A 702-nucleotide genomic window follows, 5' to 3' on the forward strand; every position below is an offset into this window, starting at 1 on the left:
GGTCTTGTGACGGGCGACGGGGGCGACGAGGGCGGAGTAGTCGGCGACGCTCACGTCTTCGGGGACGGCTTGGTCCTGGACGTCCAGGAGCCAGGACACGTCGATGTAGAGCACCATCAGGCGGCTTCGGCTCCCCGCTGGGCGTCGGTGGGGGGCATCTCGTCGGGGAAGGCGTCGTCGAACTCGTCGCGGTGGGCTTCGCTCCAGGAGACGGCGTAGCGGACGAACTGCAGGCGCTGCTGTTCGCGCAGGGGCAGGTCGTGGACGAACTGCTTGAGGGACTTGCCCTCGGCGGCGGCGGCCGCGCGGACCGCTTCGAGTTCCTCGTCGGTGAAAGTGATGTTCAAGGACGGCATACGCCCATGGTACCTAGTAGGTACCTGATGTGGCTAGAATCGGACAGAGTGCCGTTCATCCGGGTCAGGAGCGACCCGGAGGGTCAGGCGAAGGCGGGGGCCGGGTCTTCGTCGGTCCAGTCCGCCGTCAAAGAGGGCGGCCAGGAGGCGTTCGTGCCCGGTGTCGAGCTGGCTGCTGCGGTGCTTGGTGCGGGCCTTGGCGAACCAGGGGCCGATCTTGACGGTGTCGCCGTCCCCGATGATCGTCTCGCGGGCGGTCGGGGCGCGGCCTTCGTGGTGGAGGAAGAGTTCGAGGAGCTGCACGGTCTGCTCGAAGGTGTGGTAAGTACGGCGAGCGGGGGCGAAG

General features: G+C 67.8%; 1 protein-coding gene and 2 pseudogenes. All 3 read right to left on the reverse strand.

Going from position 1 to position 702, the window contains the following annotated elements; all coding sequences use genetic code 11:
- Positions 1-117 (reverse strand): annotated as a pseudogene (locus E2E34_RS36915) (toxin Doc); the annotation flags it as partial.
- Positions 117-356 carry a type II TA system antitoxin, ParD family gene (locus tag E2E34_RS34850; protein WP_138905786.1) on the reverse strand — a complete coding sequence of 80 codons (240 nt, stop codon included), beginning with the start codon at positions 354-356 and terminating at the stop codon, positions 117-119. The pseudogene E2E34_RS36915 and the gene E2E34_RS34850, both read right to left, overlap by 1 nt.
- A 33-nt stretch (positions 357-389) precedes the next feature.
- Positions 390-702 (reverse strand): annotated as a pseudogene (locus E2E34_RS34855) (hypothetical protein); the annotation flags it as partial.

This window comes from Streptomyces albidochromogenes (assembly GCF_005981925.1).
In the GTDB taxonomy this organism is placed as follows: Bacteria; Actinomycetota; Actinomycetes; order Streptomycetales; family Streptomycetaceae; genus Streptomyces; species Streptomyces albidochromogenes.

Excerpts from the sequence above, each read along its gene's own strand:
- E2E34_RS34850 (WP_138905786.1), bottom strand. The coding sequence starts at position 356 with ATGCCGTCCTTGAACATCACTTTCACCGACGAGGAACTCGAAGCGGTC.